General features: G+C 60.4%; 15 protein-coding genes and 1 rRNA gene (1 of these 16 only partly in view). 5 read left to right on the forward strand and 11 right to left on the reverse strand.

Annotated features, from left to right (window positions below):
- Window positions 1-8: 8 nt before the first annotated feature.
- Both IF189_RS03485 and IF189_RS03490 read right to left on the reverse strand, forming a co-directional pair.
- On the reverse strand, window positions 9-974 hold the full coding sequence (locus tag IF189_RS03485) for an isopenicillin N synthase family dioxygenase (RefSeq protein WP_192552814.1): 966 nt from the start codon (window positions 972-974) through the stop codon (window positions 9-11).
- A gap of 61 nt (window positions 975-1,035) precedes the next feature.
- Window positions 1,036-2,109, reverse strand: coding sequence for a BMP family ABC transporter substrate-binding protein (locus IF189_RS03490; RefSeq protein WP_134825383.1), 1,074 nt, complete (start codon window positions 2,107-2,109; stop codon window positions 1,036-1,038).
- A gap of 286 nt (window positions 2,110-2,395) precedes the next feature.
- Here IF189_RS03490 and IF189_RS03495 point away from each other — a divergent pair, with 286 nt between their 5' ends.
- Window positions 2,396-3,487 carry a calcium:proton antiporter gene (locus IF189_RS03495; RefSeq protein ID WP_134825384.1) on the forward strand — a complete coding sequence of 364 codons (1,092 nt, stop codon included), beginning with the start codon at window positions 2,396-2,398 and terminating at the stop codon, window positions 3,485-3,487.
- Window positions 3,488-3,544: 57 nt separating this feature from the next.
- On the opposite strand, the gene IF189_RS03500 is transcribed toward IF189_RS03495, so the two are convergent.
- From IF189_RS03500 to IF189_RS03510, 3 genes are all read right to left on the reverse strand, one after another.
- The gene (locus IF189_RS03500) at window positions 3,545-4,903 is read right to left on the reverse strand and encodes an 8-oxoguanine deaminase (RefSeq protein WP_134825385.1); all 1,359 of its coding nucleotides are present in this window, start codon (window positions 4,901-4,903) and stop codon (window positions 3,545-3,547) included.
- 183 nt (window positions 4,904-5,086) lie between these two features.
- A complete protein-coding gene (locus IF189_RS03505; RefSeq protein WP_192552815.1) occupies window positions 5,087-5,782 on the reverse strand; it encodes an SDR family oxidoreductase in 696 nt (231 codons plus the stop codon).
- 27 nt (window positions 5,783-5,809) lie between these two features.
- Complete coding sequence (locus tag IF189_RS03510; protein ID WP_192552816.1) at window positions 5,810-6,160, reverse strand: MerR family transcriptional regulator; 351 nt, start codon at window positions 6,158-6,160, stop codon at window positions 5,810-5,812.
- Between the two features lie 83 nt (window positions 6,161-6,243).
- Here IF189_RS03510 and IF189_RS03515 point away from each other — a divergent pair, with 83 nt between their 5' ends.
- Entirely contained in the window at window positions 6,244-6,672 is a 429-nt protein-coding gene (locus IF189_RS03515; protein ID WP_134825388.1) for a hypothetical protein, read from the forward strand.
- Here IF189_RS03515 and IF189_RS03520 read toward each other — a convergent pair.
- From IF189_RS03520 to IF189_RS03545, 6 genes are all read right to left on the reverse strand, one after another.
- Window positions 6,640-7,566 (reverse strand): ABC transporter permease, encoded by a 927-nt coding sequence (locus IF189_RS03520; RefSeq protein ID WP_134825389.1) that lies wholly within the window; start codon window positions 7,564-7,566, stop codon window positions 6,640-6,642. The genes IF189_RS03515 and IF189_RS03520 overlap by 33 nt on opposite strands.
- A complete protein-coding gene (locus IF189_RS03525; protein WP_134825390.1) occupies window positions 7,566-8,672 on the reverse strand; it encodes an ABC transporter permease in 1,107 nt (368 codons plus the stop codon). The genes IF189_RS03520 and IF189_RS03525 overlap by 1 nt, the downstream gene beginning before the upstream one ends.
- 11 nt (window positions 8,673-8,683) lie before the next feature.
- On the reverse strand, window positions 8,684-10,234 hold the full coding sequence (locus tag IF189_RS03530; protein WP_192552817.1) for an ABC transporter ATP-binding protein: 1,551 nt from the start codon (window positions 10,232-10,234) through the stop codon (window positions 8,684-8,686).
- 537 nt (window positions 10,235-10,771) lie between these two features.
- Complete coding sequence (locus IF189_RS03535; protein WP_192552818.1) at window positions 10,772-11,353, reverse strand: IMPACT family protein; 582 nt, start codon at window positions 11,351-11,353, stop codon at window positions 10,772-10,774.
- A 7-nt stretch (window positions 11,354-11,360) separates the two neighbouring features.
- A complete protein-coding gene (locus tag IF189_RS03540; protein ID WP_085711287.1) occupies window positions 11,361-12,011 on the reverse strand; it encodes a TetR/AcrR family transcriptional regulator in 651 nt (216 codons plus the stop codon).
- A 94-nt stretch (window positions 12,012-12,105) separates the two neighbouring features.
- A complete protein-coding gene (locus IF189_RS03545) occupies window positions 12,106-13,026 on the reverse strand; it encodes a LysR family transcriptional regulator (RefSeq protein ID WP_007958517.1) in 921 nt (306 codons plus the stop codon).
- 139 nt (window positions 13,027-13,165) lie between these two features.
- On the opposite strand from IF189_RS03545, the gene IF189_RS03550 reads away from it, so the two are divergent.
- The 3 genes from IF189_RS03550 to IF189_RS03560 all read left to right on the forward strand — a co-directional run.
- Window positions 13,166-14,515, forward strand: a complete 1,350-nt coding sequence (locus IF189_RS03550) for an aspartate aminotransferase family protein (RefSeq protein WP_007958518.1) — start codon at window positions 13,166-13,168, stop codon at window positions 14,513-14,515.
- Between the two features lie 76 nt (window positions 14,516-14,591).
- A complete protein-coding gene (locus IF189_RS03555; protein ID WP_085711290.1) occupies window positions 14,592-16,085 on the forward strand; it encodes a CoA-acylating methylmalonate-semialdehyde dehydrogenase in 1,494 nt (497 codons plus the stop codon).
- A gap of 633 nt (window positions 16,086-16,718) precedes the next feature.
- Window positions 16,719-17,388 (forward strand): 16S ribosomal RNA (locus IF189_RS03560) (it continues 867 nt past the right edge of the window).

Below are 17,388 nucleotides of genomic sequence, written 5' to 3' on the forward strand. Positions count from 1 at the left end.
CCGATCCATCACACCGCTTCCTGCTCCCTTCGATAGGCGTAGGTATCGGCGAAGCGCGACAGCAGGAATTCTGCGCAGGTGGTGGTCGGATATTTCGCCGGATGTCGGTCGTCCTGGCAACCGGGCAGGCATTCGATGCGGGTGTCCGGGTGCGGCTCGGCGAAGAACGGCATCGAGTAGCGATCCACGCCGAGCGGGCTGATGACCCGATGCGGAGTCGAGCGATAACGGTCGTTGCTCCAGCGCGCCATCATGTCGCCGAGGTTGACCACAAACGTGCCGTCGATGGGCGGTGCGTCGATCCACTGGCCTCGGACGTTTTTCACCTGCAAGCCGCCGGCGGTGTCCTGATACAGCAGTGTGATACAGCCGTAATCGGTGTGTGCTCCCGCACCTTGCTGTTCGGCGGAACTGGCGGTATGGCGCGGCGGGTAATGAATCATTCGCAGCACGCTGACTGGCTCATTGAAGCGCTTGTCGAAGAAATCGCGCTCGATGCCCAGCGCCAGGGTCATGGCCCGCAACAGGGTTTGCGCCAGGGCCTGCATGTCGCGGTAGTGCTGTTCCATCAGCGTCTCCCAGCCGGGAATGGCCGGGTGACGATTGGGACCACGCAAGGGTTTTGCCGCCAGCACGTCGGGATGATCCGCCGGCAGGTGCAGGCCCATGTCGAAGGTTTCCTTGAGGTCGCTGGGTTTGTCCGGGTCGAGTTGCTCTGTGGCGATGGCGCCGTAGCCGCGATGATGGACGGTCCGGGTGATGTCGATCTTCAGCTTTTCTGCTGTCGGCAATGCGAAGAAGTGCCGGGCGTGATCGAGCAGGGATTCAATGCGCTGCGCCGGAACCGGATGGCCCTTGATGTAGAAGAAGCCCCATTCGCGGCAGGCGTGGTCGATCTGCTCGGCGACGGCGGGCCAGGCGTTCTGGTCGGTGGAGTAGAGCGGCGAGATGTCGATGATCGGAAGCTGATCCATACACAACCCTTGAAAGTTAATGATCGTTCCCACGCAGAGCGTGGGAACGATCTGGGGGAATTTACTTCGGCATCTCGGCCTTCATGCCTTCGACGTAGTAATTCATCGACGCCAGTTCCACGTTGGTCGCGCTCTTGCCCGCCGGGATTTTCTCGACCCCGGCCTGATCCTTGATCGGCCCGGTGAACGGCTGCAGGGCACCGCTCTTGATGTCGGCGATGATCTGCTCGGCTTCGGCCTTCACCGGTGCCGGCACCAGATCGCTGATCGGCAGTTCGACCGTGCCTTCTTTCAACCCGCCCCAGTAATCCTGGGATTTCCAGTTGTGGTCGATCACGCTCTGGGTCGCTTGAATGTAGTGCGGCGCCCAGTCGTTGACGATCGAGGTCAGCACCGCTTTCGGTCCGAAGTGTGCCATGTCCGAAGCGTAGCCCACGGCGTACACGCCACGCCGTTCGGCAGCCTGGATCGGCGCCGGGCTGTCGGTGTGCTGGAACACCACGTCCACGCCCTGGTCGATCAGCGCGTTGGCGGCGTCGGCTTCCTTGCCCGGGTCGAACCAGGAATTGACCCACACAACCTTGATCTCGGTGCCGGGGTTGTATTTGTTCAGGGCCAGCTGGATGGCGTTGATGTCGCGGATCACTTCCGGGATCGGGAACGAGGCGACATAGCCAATCTTCTTGGTCTTGGTCATTTTCGCCGCGAGGAAACCACCGACGTAACGGCCCTCGTAGGTGCGCGCCAGATAGGTGCCGAGGTTCTTGTCCTGCTTGTAGCCGGTGGCGTGTTCGAAGGTCACCTTGGGAAACTGTTTGGCGACTTTCACCGTCGGGTTCATGTAGCCGAAAGAGGTGGTGAAGATCAGGTCGTAATTGTCCTTGGCCATGTTGCGGATCACCCGCTCGGCGTCGGCACCTTCGGCGACGTTTTCCACGTAGTTGGTGGTGATCTGCGTGCCGAGTTTTTCCGCCAGCGCCTTGCGCCCCTGTTCATGCTGATACGTCCAGCCGTGGTCGCCGATGGGGCCGATGTAGACGAAGCCGACCTTCAGTGGATCGGCGGCACTGGCGCCCAGGCTGAGGCCGAGGCCCATGGCGATGCACAGCAGTTTCTGCAATGGACGTTTTTGCATGAACGCGAACTCCCTTTTGTTGTGTGTGGGGAGGGCAATGCAAAAGACTGACCAAGCGGACAACAATCTGGCTCGAAACCGAGGCGCGCCCATCGCGGGCAAGCCCGCTCCCACAAAAACGCCGCCATTTTTGTGGGAGCGGGCTTGCTCGCGAAGAGGTCGCAAAGGCCAATAAAAGTGCAGGCGTAGGCAAAGCTGCCATCGGCTGGTGCGCTAAGGTGTAACGAACCATTAGCGCTACCCCGCAGTCAGTAACTCATTCGCCCTCAGCGCCCGAAGGCCCGCCATGCTCACGATCCTCAAGCAAGAAAGCTTTCTGCTGCTGGCCCTGATCGCCGCCGTCGTTGCGTATCCGCTGGAGCACTGGTTGCTGCACAGCGGCCAGGTTGTCGCCCTGACGGCCGGGCTGGTGTTGATCGCATTCATCGTCGCCGCCTCGATGCGCGTCGCCCATCAGGCCGAACTGCTCGCGGAAAAAGTCGGCGACCCGTACGGCACGATGATCCTGACCCTCGCCGCCGTGCTGGTGGAAGTGGTGATTCTGGCGATCATGATGAGCAACGAAGCCTCGCCAACCCTGGTGCGCGACACGATCTATTCGGCGGTGATGCTCGACATCAACGGCATCCTCGGCCTCGCCGCGCTGATGGGCGGGATCAAGCATGGCGAGCAGTCCTACAACGACGACTCGGCCCGCAGCTACAGCGTGATGATCCTCACCGCCATGGGCGTGTCGATGGTGGTGCCGGAGTTCATTCCCGAGGCCAACTGGAAAATCTATTCGGCGTTCACCATCGGCGCGATGGTGGTGCTTTATGCGTTGTTCCTGCGGATGCAGGTCGGGCCGCACAGTTATTTTTTCAGCTACAGCTACCCGGATAAACGCCGCAAGAAACAGCCGCCGGAGGAGGAACCGGAGAAGGTCAATCTGCCGCTGTCGATCGCCATTCTGGTCTTCGGCGTGGTGGTGATCGGCGCACTGGCCGAGGTGATGTCCAAGACCCTTGATCTGGGCCTGGAAGGGACGGGGGCTCCGCCGGTGATCACGGCGATTCTGGTGGCGGCGATTTCGGCGGCACCGGAGATCCTGACCGCGTTGCGCGCAGCGTTGGCCAACCGCATGCAGTCGGTGGTCAACATTGCGATGGGGGCGTCGTTGTCGACGGTGATCCTGACCGTGCCGGTGATGGAAGCGATGGCGCTCTATACGGGGCAGCCGTTTCAGATGGCGATGACGCCGGTGCAGACGGTGATGATCTTCATCACGCTGATCGTCAGCGCGATCAACCTCAATGACGGCGAGACCAATGCCATCGAGGGTATGACGCACTTTGTGCTGTTTGCGACGTTCATCATGTTGTCGCTGTTGGGGTTGTGATCGATCGTTCCCACGCGGACGGTTCGACGCCTCGACGTGGGAACGATCAGGAGGGGATCAGGTACCGGCGATCAACTGCCGCGCCGCCTGACTGTGATCGGCAATCAGGCCTTTGAGGTCCAGCCCTTCAACCTGCCCGTCAACCACACGCCATTTACCGCCGACCATCACCCGGTCCGCCCGGTCCGCACCGCACAGCAGCAGTGCCGAAATCGGGTCATGGCTGCCGGAGAAGCGCAGTTCATCGAGCTTGAACAACGCCAGATCCGCCTGCTTGCCCACCGCCAGTTCACCGATATCGGTACGGCCCAGCAGGCTCGCCGAGCCCTTGGTTGCCCAACCCAGAACACGTTCCGGGGTGATCTTCTCGGCGCCATAACGCAGGCGCTGGATGTACAGCGCCTGACGCGCTTCGAGGATCATGTTCGACGCATCGTTGGACGCCGAACCATCCACGCCGAGACCGAACAATGCGCCGGCATCGGTCAGTTCGATGCTTGGGCAGATGCCGGACGCCAGACGCATGTTCGAGCTCGGGCAATGGCAGATGCCGGTGCCGGCCGCGCCGAGGCGGGCGATTTCGTCGGGGTTGAAGTGGATGCCGTGGGCCAGCCAGGTGCGCGGGCCGAGCCAGCCGACGCTGTCCAGATAATCCACGGTGCGCAGGCCGAAGCGTTGCAGGCAGAAATCTTCTTCGTCGAGGGTTTCGGCAAGGTGAGTGTGCAGACGCACATCGAGTTTGTTCGCCAGATCGGCGCTGGCGGACATGATTTCCGGGGTCACCGAGAACGGCGAGCACGGGGCCAGGGCGATCTGGATTTGCGCGCCGTCGCCACGTTCGTGGTACTCGTGAATCAGCCGCTGGCTGTCGTCGAGAATCACCTGACCTTCTTGCACCGTCTGTTGCGGAGGCAGGCCGCCGTCCTTCTCGCCGAGGCTCATCGAACCACGGGTGAGCATGGCGCGCATGCCCAGTTCACGCACGGTTTCGACTTGCACGTCGATGGCGTTTTCCAGGCCGTCCGGGAACAGGTAGTGATGGTCGGCAGCGGTGGTGCAACCCGACAACAGCAACTCGGCCAGCGCGACCTTGGTGGCGAGGGCGAGTTTTTCAGGCGTCAGGCGTGCCCAGACCGGGTATAGGGTTTTCAGCCATGGGAACAACGGCTGGTTGACCACCGGCGCCCAGGCGCGGGTCAGGGTCTGATAGAAGTGGTGATGGGTGTTGATCAGGCCCGGCAGGATCACGTGTTCACGGGCGTCGAACACTTCATTGCATGGGGCGGAAGGTTGCTGGCCGGCGCCGAGCACTTCGGTGATCACACCGTCTTGCAGCACCAGACCGCCACGGGCATCGAGACCGTTGGCCGTGAAAATGGCGAGGGGATTTTTTAACCAGATACGGGTCGCAGGCATTGTGGCCGGCTCCTCTGAAAGTTGGGTTCAGGGTTGCCAGCTCAGTGTTGCCCTGTCTGCTGATCCAGGGTCGCCGCGAAGGACGAGGTGCGGAGTTTCGAACAAAATGTTGCGACGGGCAAGCCCAACCCGACCAGACACCGGGATAACCCTGTGGGAGCAGGCTCCCACAGGGTCCAGCGCTTACCAGGGAATGGTTTCACCCTTGTAGTTCACGAAGTGATGGCCGCCCTTGCCGGCAAATGCGTCCACCTGATCCACCAGGCCACGGGTGCTGGTGTCCACGTCGATGTCGGCGCCTTCGCCGCCCATGTCGGTTTTGACCCAGCCCGGATGCAGCGACAGCACGGTGAGTTTCTGATCGCCCAACTGCGTGATGAAGCTGTTGGTCATCGAGTTCAGCGCTGCTTTGCTGGCCTTGTACAGCGCCAGTTCCGGCGCATCGGGCATGGTCACGCTGCCCAGCACCGAGCTCATGAACGCCAGCACGCCGCTGCCGTCACGGATCTGCCCGACGAAACGCTGGGCCAGGTTGATCGGCGCCACGGCGTTGGTGAAGAACAGTTGGCCGACTTCCGCCAGCGTCGCGCCGCCCGGGGTCTGCACGTCAGGGCCTTTGACCCCGGCGTTGACGAACAGCAGGTCGAAGGTCTCGCCCTTGAGCTGCTGGCTCAGGGCGATCACCGCTTGCTGGTCGTCCATGTCGAGTTTTTCGATCTGCACGTTGCCCAGTGCTTTCAGCGCCTCGGCGTTCGCAGGGTTGCGAACCGTGGCGGTGACTTGCCAGCCATCGGCCAGCAGGGTTTTCACCAGACCCAGACCCAGGCCCCGGGAGGCGCCGATGATCAGTGCGTGCTTGGCAGGATTAAGTGCGGACATGATGGGCTTTCCTTGAAAGTTGAAAGATCACGGGTTCAATGGACAGCGTTGACCGAGCCGTTGCTGCAACTCATGGCGCAGCTCACCGAGTTCGGTCATGCGGGTTTCGATCAGCTTGAGCTTGTCTTGCAGCAATTGCGTGACGGCGGTGTCCGGATCCGGCGATTGCCACAGCGCGCCAACGCTGCTGCCGATCTCGCCGAGGGTAAAGCCCAGACGCTGCGCCGTCTTGATGTACAGCACCAGTTGCACCATCTCCGGCGGATAGTCGCGATAGCCGTTGGCGCTGCGTTGTGCCGCGATCAGTCCGCGTTCCTCGTAGAAACGCAGCGTGTCACGGCTGACATCGCAGCTCCGGGCCAGCTCACCGATGCGCATCAAGGACATCTCGAAAGTGTTTGACCCTGGAGCATACTCCAGGCTTTACCGTGGTTGCTCCCTGAATTTTCGGAGCAAGGACGATGTGGACTTCAACGCAGTATCGCAATCTGGTGCGCGGCAGTGCCTGGTATGACTTGATCGTGACGGCGGCGTTTGCCACGCCGTGGAGTTTTGCCGCGCTGCACGGGATTTTGACGGCGCTGAGTCAGGCGCTTGAACTGCCCGGCGAATTGCCGCCGTTCGAACCTGTGCACCTGTTGATGGCGAACCTCTTGGGTTCGGTGGTTTGCGTGTGGGCGGTGCTGCGGATTCGCGATCCGCAGCAGGTTTATGGACGCTATGACGCGGTGGCGCGGTTTCTGTTCGCCGCATGGCAGGCTTATGCCCTGGCCCACGGCGCCAGTTCGTTGCTGGTGGGTTTCCTGGTCTTCGAACTGGCGTGGGGCATTGCACAAGTGTTGCCTGTTAAAAGTCCTTCAGTGTCCGGCCTGCCACGGCTGTCCCAGTGACACCGGCGCATACAACCGCGTACGCACCGCATCCCGCGACAACAACACCAGCACCAGAATGGTTGCAACGTACGGCAACATCGCCAGAAGACTTGATGGAATCGCCAGCCCCAACCCCTGCGCCACCAGGTGCAGGATGCTGGCGAGGCCGAACAGATACGCGCCGAGCAACAGTCGCCACACCCGCCAACTGGCGAACACCACCAGCGCGAGGGCGATCCAGCCGCGTCCGGCGGTCATGTTCTCGGCCCACATCGGCGTGTACGCCAGCGACAGATAAGCCCCGGCCAGTCCGGCCATCGCGCCGCCGAACAATACGGCCAGCGTACGTACGGTCAGCACGGGCAGGCCCATGGCACTGGCTGCATCGGGATTCTCGCCGACCGCTTGAATGATCAGCCCGACACGGCTTTTCACGATCACCCAGGCCACCAGCGCAAACAGCGCGAACGACAGGTACACCAGCAGATCCTGGGCAAACAGCATTCGGCCGATCAGCGGAATTTCACTCAGGTAGGGAATCGCCAGCGGCTCGAAACCGGCCAGCGGTTTGCCGACCCACGCCGCACCGACAAAGGTCGACAGGCCCACGCCAAAAATCGTCAGTGCCAGCCCGGTCGCCACCTGATTGGCGTTGAACACCAGTGCCACCAGGGCAAACAGCGACGACAACAACATCCCTGCAAGCATCGCCAGTAAAACGCCAAGCCACAGGTTGCCGCTGTTGAAGGCGACGATGAAACCGATCACCGCGCCAAACAGCATCATCCCTTCCTGTCCGAGGTTGAGCACGCCGCTCTTCTCGCAAATCAATTCACCCAGCGCCACCAGCAACAGCGGAGTGCCGCAACGCACCATGGCGTAGAAAACATTGCTCAGCAGATCGATATCCATCACAGCGCTCCGGCGGTTACGGCGGTGGTTGAAGTGCGCCGCACCCAGCGCATGTTCAGGCGTGGCCGATAGAGGATCAGCACGTCACAGGCCAGCAGGAAAAACAGCATCATTCCCTGGAACAACTGGGTGATCGCCTGCGGCAGGTTCAGCGTCATCTGCGCGCTCTCACCACCGATGTACAGCAGCGCCATCAACAGGCTGGAAAACAGAATGCCGATGGGATTGAGCCGCCCGAGAAACGCCACGGTGATCGCCGCATAGCCGTAGCCCGGCGAGACCTGCGGCACCAGTTGGCCGATCGGCCCGGTGACTTCGCAAACACCGGCAAGTCCCGCCAATCCTCCGCTGATCAACAGCGCGAACCAGATCAAACGCTTCTCGCGAAACCCGGCAAATCCTGCCGCACGTTTATCCAGCCCGAGCACTTTGATCTGAAAACCGACAAAGCTTTTTTGCAACAAGACCCAAACTGCCACCAGCGCCAGCAGGGCGAAATACACCCCGGCGTGAACTCGACCATCCTCCATCAACAACGGCAGGCGGCTGGCGTCGCCGAACATCGCCGACTCGGGAAAGTTGTACCCGGCCGGGTCCTTCAACGGCCCGTGGACGCAGAACAGCAGCAGGTTCAGCGCGATGTAATTGAGCATGATGCTGGTGAGGATTTCATTGGCGTTGAAGCGCGTGCGCAGCCAGGCCGTGAGCCCGGCCCACGCGGCGCCGGCGAGGGTGCCGGTCAGCAGGATCAGCACCAGTGCCCAGCGGCTTTGCATATCGATGATGTTCACCGCCAGCGCACTGCCGGCCAGTGCACCGAGCAACAATTGGCCTTCGGCGCCGATGTTCCAGATCCGCGCCTGATAGGCCACCGCCAGGCCCAGGGCGCAGAGCAGGATCGGCAACGCCTTGACCAATAATTCGGACACGCCATACAAGTCGCTGACCGGCGCGATCAGCAAGGTGTGCAAGGTTTGCAGCGGATCATGACCGAGAGCGATGAACAGCAGCGAGCCACAGCCGAGGGTCAGCACCGCCGCCAACAACGGCGAGCACCACAACATCAGGCGCGATTGCCGGCCACGGGGTTCGAGGGAAAGCAGCATGAAAAACTCCGTTAAACTGCAGCGGGTTGAGGTTGAGGGCTGTGGAACTGGCCGGCCATCCAGCCACCGACATCGCTGATTCGGGTTTGCGCCGTGTCTTGCAGCGCCGACATCCGCCCGCCGCAGAGCGCGCCGAGGCGGTCGCTGATCTGGAACAGCTCGTCGAGGTCTTCGGATATCACCAGAATCGCCGCGCCGGCATCGCGCAGGGCGATCAGGGCGCGATGGATCACCGCCGCCGCGCCGACGTCCACGCCCCAGGTCGGGTGCGCGGCGATCAGCAGTTTCGGTTGCTGGAGGATTTCCCGGCCGAGGATGAATTTCTGCAGGTTGCCGCCGGACAAACTGCGAGCGCTGGTTTGGGTGTCCGGGGTTTTCACCCCGAAGCGCTGGATGATTGCCTGGGCGAGGGATTCGACTTTGTTGCGCTCGATCAAACCGTGGCTGACCAGCCCTTGCTGAAAGGCTGTGAGCAGGGCGTTGTCCGCCAGGCTCAACTCCGGCGCCGCGCCGTGACCGAGACGCTCGGCGGGGACGAAAGCGAGGCCGAGTCTGCGCCGTGCATCCGGGCGCAGATCGGCGACGGCGCGTTCTCGGAAACAGATGGTTTGCGCTGCGTCGCGGGCCAGTGTCTGTTCGCCGCTGAGCAATGCCAGTAACTCGTCCTGTCCGTTGCCCGCCACGCCTGCGATGCCGACGATTTCGCCGCTGCGCACATGCAGATCGATGTCGCTCAGCGAGCAACCGAATGGGTCCGGGTTATGCCAGTTCAATCCGCTGACCTGCAGGAATATCGCGCCGCCATTGGCTTTCGGAAACTCGCCGATCAGCGCCGCCGACTCGCCGACCATCAATTGCGCCAGTTGTTGATCGGAGCATTGCGCCGGTACGCAATGCCCCGCCACCCGACCACCGCGCAGAACCGTGGCGCTGTGGCACAAGGCACGTACCTCGCCGAGTTTGTGGCTGATGAACAGAATGCTGCAGCCCTCGGTCGCGAGCCGGCGCAGGGTGAGGAACAGATCGTCGGCCTCCTGCGGGGTGAGCACCGAGGTCGGTTCGTCGAGAATCAGCAGACGAATGTCCTGCATCAGGCAACGCACGATTTCCACTCGCTGGCGCTCGCCGATCGACAGGCTGTGGACAAGTCGTCCAGGCTCCAGCGCCATGCCGTAACGACGGGACACTTCGCGGATTTTCGGTTCAAGCTGTTTTGGTGCCCCGGCGGCCGGGCCCATCGCCAGCGCAATGTTCTGCGCCACGGTCAGGGTTTCGAACAGAGAGAAATGCTGAAACACCATGCCGATGCCCAACTGCCGGGCTTGCGCCGGGTTGCGCATGTTCACCGGCTGCCCTTGCCAGAGCATTTCCCCAGAGTCGGCTTGGGTAACGCCGTAAATGATCTTCATCAGCGTGCTTTTGCCCGCGCCGTTTTCACCAAGCAGCGCGTGGATTTCACCGGAGGCGATGCTCAGATCGATGGCGTCATTGGCGAGGCAACCGGGATAACGTTTGCTGATCCGGCGCAATTGCAGGCGCGGGGTGGACGTGGGATTTGGCATGACAGGCTCGGGTCGCTTGGAGTTGTGCCTGTGGATAAAGCAATTTCCTGGCCATTGAGTCAGGAAGCCTTCAAGCGTTTGCCCGGCGATCCTTCTCGTAGAGCCACGAAGGTAAAACTGTCCCGATTCGCGGCACCAATTCAGCGCAAAGCCTTTGATCAGGCTCCAGTTTTGTTCGTGAAATTCTGGTTAAAAAACGAGCAATCCCGCCGGAGCCAAGCTGCACCTGTGGCTACGTGAGTCATGAACGGGTTATCCACAGGTTGCTCCACAGTATTTGTGCGCAATCGGACAACCTTGGCATAAGCGCAGCGGTGCTATCTCCTAATGGCGATAAACAGATCTAACTGATTGTTTTTGTTTGGAATTAAACTTTTTCCATGTGCTTTGGGCGAAAAGTGTACAAATCGCGCAAAGCCACGTGACAGAAGGGTTACAGCGGTGTGTGCTCAGGTTATCCACAGTCGGGTGCACAGGTGATGTGGGCAACTCTCTGGAATATGGGGATTTGCTCGTGCCCCGAAATATTGCAGGTGTTCAGCGCTGGAGCAGGATGCGCCCACGGCTGAGATCGGCCAGTTGGTTTTGCAGCAATGGAATCTGCGCCTCACCCACTGCCAGCTGCAATTCGACGCCGTTGGCGGTGAAGTTTTCCTCCACCACCAGACCGCCGAGATCCGCCACCCGCAGTTTCACCAGCGCCAGTTCGGCAAATGCGCAGGCACAGCGCAGGGGCACACGGCTGATCAGTTCGATTTTCGGCGCGGCTTGCAGGCACTTGTTGGCGCCGCCGCCATAGGCTCGGGCCAACCCGCCGGTGCCCAGTTGAATGCCGCCGTACCAGCGGATCACCAGCACCGCGACCTGATCACAATCCTGCGCCTCGATGGCCGCGAGAATCGGCCGTCCGGCGGTACCGCCCGGTTCACCGTCGTCGTTGCTGCGGTATTGATCGCCAAGTTTCCACGCCCAGCAGTTGTGCGAGGCGTTCAAGTCGCTGTGCTGCTCGATGAAGGCTTGCGCTTCGACAGGGCTGCCGATCGGTGCGGCGAAGGTGATGAAACGGCTTTTGCGAATCTCTTCGCGGAACTCGCAAAAGTCGCTGAGGGTAAATGGCATAAACGTCTTATAGAGAAGGAGTGAGGCCGCAGCCCTTGAGAATGATGCGGATCAGGTTGTTGCCGGCGTCTTCCATGTCCTGTTTGGTCAACTTGCTGCGACCGCTGACGCGGCAGATCTGCGTGGCGAAGTCGGCGTAATGCTGGGTGCTGCCCCACAACAGGAAGATCAGGTGCACCGGATCCACCGGGTCCATCTTGCCGGCATCGATCCACGCCTGGAACACGGCGGCCCGGCCCTGGAACCAGGCGCGGTAGTCCTGGTTGAAATACTCGGTGAGGCATTCGCCACCGCTGATCACTTCCATCGCGAAGATTCGTGACGCTTGTGGCTGGCGACGGGAAAATTCCATTTTGGCGCGGATGTAGCGGGTCAGCGCTTCGGCCGGGTCGTCCTCGGCCGTCAGGGTGTTGAAGGTGCTGTCCCACAGCTCGAGGATGTTGCTCAGCACCGCCACGTACAACCCGAGCTTGTTGGTGAAGTAGTAATGCAGATTCGCCTTGGGCAACCCGGCCTTGGTGGCGATGGTGTTCATGCTGGTGCCTTTGAACCCGTGACGGGCGAACTCGTCTTCGGCGGCTTTGATGATGGTCTCTTCGTTCTTCTGACGAATGCGGCTGGCAGGTTTGCCGCCGTGAGCGGGGACTTCAAAGGTCATAGGCACTTCCGGGTTTGTCTGTGGGGTGCAACCAGTTGCGTTGATAGCGCAACCATCGACCTGCGACAAGCCCCGGGCAATAAAACGCCGGTCATCAGCGGGTGGCGGCGAGGCTTTCGAGAAAACTTTCCAGCACCAGATGCGGACGCCGGCCCTTGCGGGTGACCGAGGCCAGGCTCAAGTCATAGAACCGCGTGCTGGCCTTGAGCGCACGCAGCCGCCCCTGTTGCACCCAGAGACTGGCGTAGTGATCCGGCAGATAACCGATGTAACGTCCGGTCAGAATCAGGAATGCCATACCCTCGCGGTCGGAGGCGCTGGCGGTGCAATTGAGTGCCTGATAGTGGGCCTGGATCTCTGCCGGTAAACGGAAGGTCGGCGCAATGGCGTCCTGGCTGTTCAGGCGTTCGTCATCCAGTTGCTTGTCATCGACGTAAAACAGCGGATGGCCGACCGCGCAATAGAGCAGCGAGCGTTCGCTGTACAGCGGCTGATATTCCAGTCCGGACAGCGCACTGGCCTGCGGCACCACGCCGACATGCAGGCGGCCGTCGAGCACGCCTTGTTCGACTTCGTTGGGGGCGATCATGCGGATCTGGATCTGCACGTCCGGCCCGCGCTCCTTCAACTGCGCGAGCGCGTGGGTGATGCGCATGTGGGGCAGGGTGACGAGGTTGTCGGTCAAGCCGATGATCAATTCGCCGCGCAAGTGCTGGTGCAGACCGTTGACTTCGGTGCGGAAACTTTCCAGCGCACTCAGCAGCTGCAACGCCGATTGATAGACCTCGCGACCTTCTTCGGTCAGGGAGAAACCGGCGCGACCGCGTTGGCACAGGCGCAGGCCGAGGCGTTGTTCCAGATCGCTCATCTGCTGGCTGATTGCCGAGCGCCCGATACCGAGTACGGTTTCCGCCGCCGAGAAGCCGCCGCACTCCACCACGCTGCGAAAAATCCGCAGCAGGCGAATATCAAAGTCACTGACCTGGGCCAGCGGATCGGGGCGGCGGCTGCTCATCTTGTTGTTCTCATTGTTTAGCAAGGTTCTAACTGAAGGTTAGAAAAGTTGGATTTCACCGACTTTATCGGCGTGGCAACTTAGCTGCAACAACGACTTTTATCTCCCTGAAGCTTATTGCCCTGCGAGGTTTTGCCCGATGAACATGCCTGAAAACGCGTCGTCGCCACTGGCCAGCCAACTGAAGCTGGACGCGCACTGGATGCCGTACACCGCCAACCGCAATTTCCAGCGCGACCCGCGTCTGATCGTCGGTGCCGAAGGCAGCTGGCTGATCGACGACAAGGGCCGCAAGGTGTACGACTCGCTGTCCGGTCTGTGGACCTGCGGCGCCGGGCACACCCGCAAGGAAATCCAGGAAGCGGTGGCCAAGCAGTTGGGCACCCTCGATTACTCGCCGGGCTTCCAGTACGGTCACCCGCTGTCGTTCCAGCTGGCCGAGAAAATCACCGACCTGACCCCGGGCAACCTGAACCACGTGTTCTTCACGGACTCCGGCTCCGAGTGCGCCGATACCGCGGTGAAAATGGTCCGTGCCTACTGGCGCCTGAAAGGCCAGTCGACCAAAACCAAAATGATCGGTCGTGCCCGTGGCTACCACGGCGTGAACATCGCCGGCACCAGCCTCGGCGGCGTCAACGGCAACCGCAAACTGTTCGGTCAGGCGATGATGGATGTCGATCACCTGCCGCACACTCTGCTGGCGAGCAATGCCTTCTCCCGTGGCATGCCGGAGCAGGGCGGTATCGCCTTGGCCGATGAGCTGCTGAAGTTGATCGAGTTGCACGACGCATCGAACATCGCTGCGGTGTTCGTTGAGCCCTTGGCCGGTTCCGCTGGCGTACTGGTTCCACCACAGGGTTATCTGAAGCGTCTGCGCGAGATCTGCGATCAACACAACATTCTGCTGGTGTTCGACGAAGTGATCACCGGTTTCGGCCGTACCGGCACCATGTTCGGCGCCACCACCTTCGGCGTGACCCCGGATCTGATGTGCATCGCCAAGCAAGTCACCAACGGCGCGATTCCGATGGGCGCGGTGATTGCCAGCTCCGAGATCTACCAGACCTTCATGAACCAGCCGACCCCGGAATACGCCGTGGAATTCCCGCACGGCTACACCTATTCGGCGCACCCGGTGGCTTGCGCCGCTGGCCTGGCAGCACTCGACCTGCTGCAAAAGGAAAACCTGGTGCAGAGCGTGGCTGAAGTCGCGCCGCATTTCGAAAATGCCCTGCACGGCCTGAAAGGTGCGAAGAACGTCATCGACATTCGTAACTACGGCCTGGCCGGTGCGATCCAGATCGCGGGCCGCGACGGCGACGCCATCGTGCGTCCGTTCGAAGCCGGTATGGCGTTGTGGAAAGCCGGGTTCTACGTGCGCTTCGGCGGCGACACCCTGCAGTTTGGCCCAACCTTCAACAGCAAGCCGCAAGACCTCGATCGTCTGTTCGACGCGGTCGGCGAAGTGCTGAACAAGCTCGACTGATTTTCCCTTCTATATAGCTACGCAAATAGCAGGCGCTCCTTGCGGGCGTCTGCGCACAAGAATTCAGGAGTTTTCGATGAGCGTTATTCCGCATTTGATCAATGGCGAACTGGTGACCGAGAACGGTCGCGCGGTTGATGTGTTCAACCCGTCCACCGGTCAGGCGATCCACAAGCTGCCGCTGGCCAGCCAGGAAACCATCCAGAAAGCCATCGATGCTGCCAAGGCAGCGTTCCCGGCCTGGCGCAATACGCCGCCGGCCAAACGTGCCCAGGTGATGTTCCGCTTCAAGCAACTGCTGGAGCAGAACGAAGCGCGCATCTCGCAATTGATCAGTGAAGAACACGGCAAGACCCTGGAAGATGCTGCCGGTGAACTGAAGCGCGGTATCGAGAACGTCGAGTTCGCTTGTGCCGCTCCGGAAATCCTCAAGGGCGAGTACAGCCGCAACGTCGGTCCGAACATCGATGCCTGGTCTGACTTCCAGCCGCTGGGCGTGGTGGCCGGCATCACCCCGTTCAACTTCCCGGCCATGGTGCCGCTGTGGATGTATCCGCTGGCGATCGTCTGCGGCAACTGCTTCATTCTCAAGCCGTCCGAGCGTGATCCGAGCTCGACCCTGCTGATCGCTCAACTGCTGCTGGAAGCCGGCCTGCCGAAAGGCGTGCTGAGCGTGGTGCACGGTGACAAGACTGCGGTGGACGCGCTGATCGAAGCACCGGAAGTCAAAGCGCTGAGCTTCGTGGGCTCGACGCCTATTGCCGAATACATCTATGCCGAAGGCACCAAGCGCGGCAAACGAGTGCAGGCACTGGGCGGCGCGAAGAACCACGCGGTGCTGATGCCGGATGCGGATCTGGACAACGCGGTCAGCGCACTGATGGGCGCGGCTTACGGTTCTTGCGGCGAGCGCTGCATGGCGATTTCGGTAGCGGTGTGTGTGGGTGACCAGGTAGCGGACGCGCTGGTGGCCAAACTGGTTCCACAGATCAAGGCGCTGAAAATCGGTGCCGGCACTTCTTGCGGTCTGGACATGGGGCCGCTGGTTACCGGTCAGGCTCGCGACAAGGTCAGCGGCTATGTCGAAGACGGCGTGGCGGCGGGCGCGACCCTGGTGGTCGATGGTCGTGGTCTGAGCGTTGCCGGTCATGAAGAAGGCTTCTTCCTGGGTGGCTGCCTGTTCGACAACGTCACCCCTGAGATGCGCATCTATAAAGAAGAGATCTTCGGGCCGGTACTGTGCATCGTTCGGGTGAACAGCCTGGAAGAGGCGATGCAACTGATCAACGATCACGAATACGGCAACGGCACCTGCATTTTCACCCGTGACGGTGAAGCGGCGCGTCTGTTCTGCGACGAGATCGAAGTCGGCATGGTCGGTGTCAACGTGCCGCTGCCGGTGCCGGTGGCTTACCACAGCTTCGGCGGCTGGAAGCGCTCGCTGTTCGGCGACCTGCATGCCTATGGTCCGGATGGCGTGCGCTTCTACACCCGTCGCAAGGCGATCACCCAGCGCTGGCCACAGCGTGCGAGCCATGAAGCTTCGCAATTCGCTTTCCCTAGCTTGTAAGTAGAAGGGCTGTGCACAGAAGGCCGACCTTTTAAGGTCGGCCTTCTTGTTTTCGGGCTTTTTTGACCGATGTGACAGATTTGTGAAAATAGGGGTTGACGGCAGATTCTGAGTCTCTATAATTCGCCCCACTTCCGGCGCAGTCGAAACGGAAAACTCCTTGAGATTCAATGAGTTATGTAGGTTTCGATGGCGAATTGCTTCAGATCATCGAAGCCTGGAAGGAGTTGAAAATGCCGGTTTGTCCGGTGCTTTCAACGGTTCGGTCTTCTCGATCGAAAGCGGAGAAAAAGAGGTGTTGACAGCAGCGTGTAACGCTGTAGAATTCGCCTCCCGCTAACGAGAGATCGGAAGCACAAGTGGTTGAAGTTGTTGAAGAAATCTTCGAAAACTTCTGAAAATAATCACTTGACAGCAAATGAGGCTGCTGTAGAATGCGCGCCTCGGTTGAGACGAAAGATCTTAACCAACCGCTCTTTAACAACTGAATCAAGCAATTCGTGTGGGTGCTTGTGGAGTCAGACTGATAGTCAACAAGATTATCAGCATCACAAGTTACTCCGCGAGAAATCAAAGATGTAACCAACGATTGCTGAGCCAAGTTTAGGGTTTCTTAAAAACCCAAAGATGTTTGAACTGAAGAGTTTGATCATGGCTCAGATTGAACGCTGGCGGCAGGCCTAACACATGCAAGTCGAGCGGATGAAGGGAGCTTGCTCCTGGATTCAGCGGCGGACGGGTGAGTAATGCCTAGGAATCTGCCTGGTAGTGGGGGACAACGTTTCGAAAGGAACGCTAATACCGCATACGTCCTACGGGAGAAAGCAGGGGACCTTCGGGCCTTGCGCTATCAGATGAGCCTAGGTCGGATTAGCTAGTTGGTGAGGTAATGGCTCACCAAGGCGACGATCCGTAACTGGTCTGAGAGGATGATCAGTCACACTGGAACTGAGACACGGTCCAGACTCCTACGGGAGGCAGCAGTGGGGAATATTGGACAATGGGCGAAAGCCTGATCCAGCCATGCCGCGTGTGTGAAGAAGGTCTTCGGATTGTAAAGCACTTTAAGTTGGGAGGAAGGGTTGTAGATTAATACTCTGCAATTTTGACGTTACCGACAGAATAAGCACCGGCTAACTCTGTGCCAGCAGCCGCGGTAATACAGAGGGTGCAAGCGTTAATCGGAATTACTGGGCGTAAAGCGCGCGTAGGTGGTTCGTTAAGTTGGATGTGAAATCCCCGGGCTCAACCTGGGAACTGCATCCAAAACTGGCGAGCTAGAGTATGGTAGAGGGTGGTGGAA

Source organism: Pseudomonas sp. IzPS59 (assembly GCF_014863505.1).
GTDB lineage: Bacteria > Pseudomonadota > Gammaproteobacteria > Pseudomonadales > Pseudomonadaceae > Aquipseudomonas > Aquipseudomonas kribbensis.

Excerpts from the sequence above, each read along its gene's own strand:
- IF189_RS03520 (WP_134825389.1), bottom strand. The coding sequence starts at position 7,566 with ATGGATATCGATCTGCTGAGCAATGTTTTCTACGCCATGGTGCGTTGC.
- IF189_RS03495 (WP_134825384.1), top strand. The coding sequence starts at position 2,396 with ATGCTCACGATCCTCAAGCAAGAAAGCTTTCTGCTGCTGGCCCTGATC.
- IF189_RS03540 (WP_085711287.1), bottom strand. The coding sequence starts at position 12,011 with ATGACCTTTGAAGTCCCCGCTCACGGCGGCAAACCTGCCAGCCGCATT.
- IF189_RS03555 (WP_085711290.1), top strand. The coding sequence starts at position 14,592 with ATGAGCGTTATTCCGCATTTGATCAATGGCGAACTGGTGACCGAGAAC.
- IF189_RS03530 (WP_192552817.1), bottom strand. The coding sequence starts at position 10,234 with ATGCCAAATCCCACGTCCACCCCGCGCCTGCAATTGCGCCGGATCAGC.
- IF189_RS03505 (WP_192552815.1), bottom strand. The coding sequence starts at position 5,782 with ATGTCCGCACTTAATCCTGCCAAGCACGCACTGATCATCGGCGCCTCC.
- IF189_RS03500 (WP_134825385.1), bottom strand. The coding sequence starts at position 4,903 with ATGCCTGCGACCCGTATCTGGTTAAAAAATCCCCTCGCCATTTTCACG.
- IF189_RS03490 (WP_134825383.1), bottom strand. The coding sequence starts at position 2,109 with ATGCAAAAACGTCCATTGCAGAAACTGCTGTGCATCGCCATGGGCCTC.
- IF189_RS03525 (WP_134825390.1), bottom strand. The coding sequence starts at position 8,672 with ATGCTGCTTTCCCTCGAACCCCGTGGCCGGCAATCGCGCCTGATGTTG.
- IF189_RS03550 (WP_007958518.1), top strand. The coding sequence starts at position 13,166 with ATGAACATGCCTGAAAACGCGTCGTCGCCACTGGCCAGCCAACTGAAG.
- IF189_RS03510 (WP_192552816.1), bottom strand. The coding sequence starts at position 6,160 with ATGCGCATCGGTGAGCTGGCCCGGAGCTGCGATGTCAGCCGTGACACG.
- IF189_RS03545 (WP_007958517.1), bottom strand. The coding sequence starts at position 13,026 with ATGAGCAGCCGCCGCCCCGATCCGCTGGCCCAGGTCAGTGACTTTGAT.
- IF189_RS03535 (WP_192552818.1), bottom strand. The coding sequence starts at position 11,353 with ATGCCATTTACCCTCAGCGACTTTTGCGAGTTCCGCGAAGAGATTCGC.
- IF189_RS03515 (WP_134825388.1), top strand. The coding sequence starts at position 6,244 with ATGTGGACTTCAACGCAGTATCGCAATCTGGTGCGCGGCAGTGCCTGG.
- IF189_RS03485 (WP_192552814.1), bottom strand. The coding sequence starts at position 974 with ATGGATCAGCTTCCGATCATCGACATCTCGCCGCTCTACTCCACCGAC.